Origin of the sequence: Clostridium sp. (assembly GCF_040797585.1) — a bacterium.
Classification (GTDB): Bacteria; Bacillota; Clostridia; order Clostridiales; family Clostridiaceae; genus Clostridium_Z.
Genome location: NZ_JBFNEO010000173.1, coordinates 1 through 6256, shown reverse-complemented (window position 1 = coordinate 6256; position 6256 = coordinate 1). Strand labels below are relative to the sequence as shown.

Sequence of the window (6256 nt, the reverse complement as noted above, 5' to 3'; positions counted from 1 at the left end):
ATTTATTATAGTAAATGTAGGAGGAAGAACTTTTTCAGGAAGCTTTGTTCTGTTTTCCTCTAACTTCTTTAGTTGCTTTTCCTTAGAACGTAGTATTGATACATGTTTCTTAGATTTAGACCTTAAGAAATCATTTTTCATAGCAGATTTATGAGCCTTATGAAACCAAGTTTTTCTATCTTCTATAATAGATTTTAAGTGAGTTATCTCTCTTTCTTCCTTGTTATACATTTTAGTGGAGGTTATAATGTCATGTTCTAGTTGATTTTTATAAAAGGAGTAATTTCCCCTATATTCTTTTAAGGAACTCTTAGTGAGATACCATATTTTATTACAAGTATTATCTAAAAAGTATCTATCATGAGATATTAAAATCACAGGAAGCTTTAAGGCGTTTATAAACTTTTCTAACATACTAATACTGATCATATCTAAATGATTAGTAGGCTCATCTAAAATTAAAATATTAAAGTCCATAATATAGGCTCTACATAGCATTACCTTAGTTTTTTCTCCACCACTTAAATTTTTAAATTCTTCCCTTAATAAGTCATCCTTAAGTCCCACTTTATATAACAGGGTTTTTATGGTTTCTTCCTCAGAGGTATAGTGAGAGGACCTTAAAAAGCCTTGTAAAACTTTATATACTGTTAATCCTCCATTGATGTTTTCATTAGTATTAAGATATAAAACTTTCATATTAGAAGGAGAATAAGTAATAGAACCCTCCTCATATCCTTCAAGGTCAGAGATTATCTTACATAGAGTTGTTTTACCAACCCCATTACCTCCAATGAGTCCTACCCTATCATTATCACTTAATCTACAGTTGATATTTTTAAATACCATAGATCCTTCATAGTCCTTATATAAATCTTTTATTGTTATATTCAATATTATCTCTCCTTTAACTCGTATTTAATTAAAGGATAAGATAGCTAATAAGATAAAATTTATCTTAAACTTAACTCTTTGTTATAATTATTAATTAAAGTTTAGAGAAAATAAAAAAACATAACCAACTCTGGTTATGGCATAATAAGCTTATTAAAATTAGCACTAAATTTTATCAACTGTCTATAAGACTTAATAAATTAAGTGCATAAAAAGCTATAAGCTTTTTATTAATATGCCTATGACTCCATATTAATAATCTAATGGAAATATCCTATCATAAGGACATGTACCCCTAGATTACTTATGTTACCAATGAGTTGTTTTTAACTATCTTATCCTAAAAAAGTGCGCAAAAATACTCTATGCTTTCTTAGGGTTTTAAAATTTAGATAATTAAAAACGAATAGACATATTACACCTCACGAAATTAAAAAAATAATAGCTCATAAGTATTTATATAAACTATTTCATTATTATTATATCAGAAATAATGGAAAATATAAAGAAAATTCTAAATTTAATATGAAACTTCATAGAAAGCCGTGGTTAAACATTTACAAACATTGAATATAAATGTAAAATTATCCTATAAATCTTAATTATAGGTTTGCGACTATTCTAATTTCGGAGTTATCTACTTAATTTATTGGGAATAGGATAAAGAAGTTTAATTAAGTGTGTACACTAAAGAAACTAAAGGTAAACCTAGAGGGGGAAAAAATGAAAAACTTAAAACTTATAGAGTATGATAAGGTTTATGCAAAAGAAGTGGCTAGAATGTGGAGGTTAAGTTCAGAAGGATGGAATGGTGAATGGGCTGACACCACGGAGGAAGAAGTATTAAAGTCAAATGAGAATACATCAAATATAAATATATATCTTGCAAAGGAAGGAGAAGAAATTTTAGGATATTGTTCTTTTAAAAAGTATATATATGATGAAGATGCACTTTATGTGGGACTTTTAAATGTTAGATTCGATAAGCATGGACAAGGTATAGGAAAGGAATTAATTAAAAGAACTGTAGAAAGAACCATAGAACTTAACTCTCCAAGATTAGATTTGTTTACATGGCCTGGTAATACTAAATCAATACCTTTGTATAAAAGATGTGGCTTTTTCCTTGAGAATAAAAATGGACAAGGACATCTTATGAATTTTATACCCTATGCAGTTAATACAGAAGCAGTAAAGGAATGTTTTGAAGTATTAAATTGGTATGATGATTTAAAGAGGGAAATAAATTTAGAACCAGAGGGAAGAAAAGAAAATAACTTTGAGTTCTATGAATATAGGTGGAAAAATAAAGACCTAGGCCTTAGGATGGAGTTTGAAAGACGTTCTAGAGGATTAACTTTAATAGAAACTAAAGATTATCTAATATCCTTAAGAGCAGAAAATCAAAGGCTTGTATTTGGTGAGAAGCATAAGGCTATATTCCATGTGGTTAATAAGAGTAAGAAAGACCTCACCATTGAAATTCAGGGAGAAAACCATAAAAATATAGACTTCAATATGTCATATAAAGGAAAAGTTAAGGAGAAAGAAATAATCAAAGGAGAGTTTTTTATAAATCCCATAGATTTTAAAATAGAGGATTTAAAAACTCATCCATCAGTTAAGGCTAAGGTTATAATTAATGGAAAAGAGGCAGAGTTTAAAATAGGAATAATTCCAGAGCCACCAATAGAACTGAAGTTTAACAGAAATAATGAATTAATGTATCATGGAGAAGAGGAGACATTGAATCTTGACTTAGAAAACAAGTTTAATGAAGAAGCCTCCATAGAGTTTACAATACCTAAGAGCGATGATATTGATATTTTACATAGAGAATTTAAACTTTCTTTAGAGAAAAAGGAAATAAGAAGTATAAAGCTTCCATTTGTTTTAAAAAAGGCCACCATCTTTAATCCTAATATAGCTTTAAATATAAGGCTTAAAGATGGAAGGAATATTGAATTTAATTCTAAGGTGGCCTTACCTATTCAAAGTTTTTCAGGAGTCTTTGGAGGAGAGCTAGAGGATAGATATAGAATAGCAAATGGTAAATATAGCGTTGACTTTTTTAAGGGAGAAAATTCAGTATTCTTAAACGGGGAAAAGAATATTACCCTTATGACATCTGCAATTTTTTGTCCTGAAATAGGTATGCCTTATAGCGAAGATTTAAATAATGCAGCACCCTTAGAGGTTAAATTTTATGAAGAAAATAATGCCATGGTTCTGAGATGTGCTTATAGTCTTGAAAGGTTTAAAGATACCTATATACATATGATATTCTCTATTCAAAGCAATGGAATTATGGAGAGTTATTTTGAAGTTTTTAATAATGGAGAAGATAAGACCAATGAAATATTTATAAAGCAACCAGTAATTTATAGAGTGAATAATGGAGTTATTCCCTATGATAATGGGATTTTAAAAGTAAGAGATATAGGATCTTCATTTATTGAGGATTTTAAAGAGGAAAGAATCAGTGAAAATTGGATATTTGGTTCCACTAAGGATGAGACAAGAAGTATCCATTGGCATAAGGAACTAGCCCCTAAGATTCAAGGTTATTTTATATATTTCCAACATGAAATAGGGGTGATAAATAAAGGGGAGATGAAGAGATCGAAATCTATATTTATGTCCTCAGGCACCTTTAGAACTTTCAAAGAACTTAGAAGCTATGCCATGGGAAAAAAATTAAAGGAATATGTAGAGGTTAAAAATGACTATGATGTTAAAGTGAACCAAGGAAACCCATTTATATATGATAAATTAAGACTTAAGGTTTCAGAGTACAAAAATTCTAAACTAGAGGGAAAGATTAGGGTATCATCCAAAAATGATATTATAGATCAATATGAGGTTGACCTTGAGGGAATCAGTAAGGAGCTAGATATAGATATTTTAAGTAATATAAATAGAGATATTATCACTATTGAAAGAGAAGGTAAATCCTTTTTAATAGAGGATAATAAGCTGTTGTTTAAAGTAGATAAGGGAGAAGTTAAGAGGGAGGTATCCCAAGGTGAAGGTAATACAGTGTTTACTATGGATAATGGAGTTATAAGAATAAGAGCTTGTAAGGACTTTGGACCTGGCATATATTCTATGGTGTATAATGGGTCAGAGATACTTGAGACAGCCTTTCCAACACCAATTCCAAAGAGCTGGTACAATCCATGGTTTGGAGGGATTCAAAGCTTTATAGGATCAAGAAGTGAATGTAGGTATTTCCTAAAAGAAAAGGTTAAGATAAGCTTTGATGACTTAGTTGATAACAAGGGAAATAGATGGTCAGACTTAAGAATATCTATGAATTTAAAGAATTTTGAGGATTTAGAAGGATTAACTGTAACTGAACACTATCTTATGTTAAAAGGAGTACCAATGGTGTGCGCATTTATGGAGACAGTTGGGGAGAATAATAGATATATAAGTAAAGTTACTAATACAGTTATGTTTTTTAACACATATAAAGACATAAAAAAGTGCTATGCTCAGGTGATAAATGGACAGGGGCAAAGGATTAAATATAAGGCTGGTTTTGAAAACGTCAATATTGTAAACAAAAGTACAATTTTATTTGGTCATGAAGATGTAGAAGAAAAGCTTCAAGTATATGGTGATTTTAGTAATAGAAGACTTATGAGTGAATTAAATTTAGAAACAATGGATATGAATTATACAGACTTTATTGGAATAGCTAAGGGAGAAAGAATAATATCAAATCCAATATTTTATATAGGAACAGATGACTATATAGAGGAATATCTCCTTAAGGAGCTTAAAAATATAAGATTTTTTACGGACTAAAAGCATAGAAATAATATATCTATTATTTAAATAAGATAAGATTTAAGGGGCTGTGGCGCAAAGAATAAAAACTACAATATATTGTATTAGATTTTTAAATTCTAAGACAACATATTGTGGTTAGATTTCTTAATGCGACAGCCCCTTAAATTTTTATATTAGGGCTACTTTTCTAGGTTTTTTATATGTAGATAATTACATTAATATAGAACGAAACTTAATATAGAAAGAATCTTCCTTCAGATGGTATCCTTTCACCATATTTAAGGGTAGATGAGTTAATCTAGGGGGTAGCAACTGTTATCCTCCACCTTTTGAGAGAATAGGAGTTTACAGCTCATAGCCATCATATAAAATGGGTGAGAGTTTACAAATATACTTAGGAACTATAAAATAGTTCTATAGAAGGAATCTTCCTTCAGGTGGTGTTCTTTTCACATCTGAAGGTTAGATGAGTTAATCTAGGAGCGTAGGAGCTGTTACAGCTCCTAGCCATCAGATAAACTTTCTATATATAGAATTTGATTTAAAGGAGAGGGACATGGACAGTAAGTTATTTAAAGAAGGACTAATAGAAAATGATTTAGCTAAGATAAAGAAATCATCAAAGGTAGATGTTCATAATCATTGTGGTCTAGGGATGAGATTTTCTACATTTAATAAATGGGTAGGAGGTAATGTGGTTCCCCCTCCTAAAACTATGGATGGAATTAAAGGTTTAGATGAATATATATTTGGCGAAACCTTTAAGTATATAACTAAGGCTGAGCATATGGAGTTTCTTATAGACGGAGCGATAAAGGAAGCTATAGAAGATGGAGTTAGGATATTAGAGACAAGTATAGACTGTAGCAGTATAAAATATTTTGAAAATAGCAAGGACTTTTTCCGATTAATAAGAAATATTAAAGAAAAATATAAGGATATTATAGATTTTAGACCTGAAGTTGGTATGCCAAAGAGTATAAGCAATGAGGATATAGAAAAGTGGATGATTCCTTGTATAGAAAGTGGAGTGTTTAAATCAATGGATTTATATGGAGATGAATCCTTGGAAGACTTTGAAAGATTTAAAGAGTGTTATGATTATGGAAGAAAAAAAGGATTAAAACTTAAAGCTCATGCTGGAGAGTTCCAAGGACCAGAAAATGTAAAAAATGCAATAGAAATCTTAGAAGTAGAAGAAATTCAGCATGGCATAGGAGCAGCTCATAGTAACTATGTTATGGATCTTATAAAGGAAAGAAATATTAGGCTAAACATTTGTCCAAGCAGTAACCTAATACTAGGAGCTGTGAAGGATATAAAAAATCATGAGGCTAGGAAATTATTCTATAAAGGTATAGATATAACAATAAACAGTGATGACCTTATGTTATTTGATAGTGGAGTCTCAGAGGAGTATTTACTTTTATATAAAATGGGAGTTTTCAATGAAAATGAGCTTAATTATATAAGAGAGAAAAGTTTAAAGAAATAAGGGAACAGAGGTAACTTTTATGTTAATAGTAAAGTTTAAGTCTTGAATAATAATATAAAAGGATATATA

General features: G+C 29.8%; 3 protein-coding genes. 2 read left to right on the top strand and 1 reads right to left on the bottom strand.

Annotated features, from left to right (window positions below):
* Positions 1-894: ATP-binding cassette domain-containing protein (locus AB2369_RS10515; RefSeq protein WP_367666434.1), on the bottom strand; the 894-nt coding region annotated here is incomplete at its 3' end.
* Between the two features lie 723 nt (positions 895-1617).
* Here AB2369_RS10515 and AB2369_RS10510 point away from each other — a divergent pair.
* Both AB2369_RS10510 and AB2369_RS10505 read left to right on the top strand, forming a co-directional pair.
* The gene (locus AB2369_RS10510) at positions 1618-4707 is read left to right on the top strand and encodes a GNAT family N-acetyltransferase (protein ID WP_367666433.1); all 3090 of its coding nucleotides are present in this window, start codon (positions 1618-1620) and stop codon (positions 4705-4707) included.
* A gap of 541 nt (positions 4708-5248) precedes the next feature.
* Positions 5249-6187, top strand: a complete 939-nt coding sequence (locus AB2369_RS10505; RefSeq protein WP_367666432.1) for a hypothetical protein — start codon at positions 5249-5251, stop codon at positions 6185-6187.
* Positions 6188-6256 lie beyond the last annotated feature (69 nt).

Coding starts and splice junctions, on each gene's coding strand:
- AB2369_RS10510 (WP_367666433.1), top strand. CDS start 1,618: ATGAAAAACTTAAAACTTATAGAGTATGATAAGGTTTATGCAAAAGAA.
- AB2369_RS10505 (WP_367666432.1), top strand. CDS start 5,249: ATGGACAGTAAGTTATTTAAAGAAGGACTAATAGAAAATGATTTAGCT.